Source organism: Pseudomonas sp. SIMBA_067 (assembly GCF_046534675.1).
In the GTDB taxonomy this organism is placed as follows: Bacteria; Pseudomonadota; Gammaproteobacteria; order Pseudomonadales; family Pseudomonadaceae; genus Aquipseudomonas; species Aquipseudomonas putida.
This window is the reverse complement of the sequence record NZ_JAWRYH010001006.1, coordinates 1-249: the sequence shown is the minus strand read 5'-3', so window position 1 is coordinate 249 and position 249 is coordinate 1. Positions and strand designations below refer to the sequence as shown.

Annotated in this window: 1 protein-coding gene; it reads right to left on the bottom strand. The window is 58.2% G+C overall.

The window, feature by feature from the left end; genetic code table 11:
• Positions 1–152: 152 nt before the first annotated feature.
• Positions 153–249 (bottom strand): hypothetical protein (locus tag SB765_RS32250; protein ID WP_410932845.1); only part of this gene is annotated, 97 nt, incomplete at its 5' end.

The following is a 249-nucleotide window of genomic DNA, read 5'->3' as shown; positions in this document are numbered from 1 at the left end:
GTACGGTGCTGATTGTGGATGATCAGGGCAGAAGGCAGCTGATTGAGCGCAGTTTCGGGCCCTTTGGTGGACACCTCGGGGAAGTTGAGTTCGCGGTTTGAGGGCCATGGGGCTGTTGCGCCGCGAAAGGGCCGCAAAGCGGCCCAAACAAATCAAAGGGTTTTATTGGCCCCAGGCCCAATCATCCGCGCCAACCCAAGGTTCTTCAGCGCCAACTGCAGCGAACTGTGGATAACCTGCGGGTTGTCA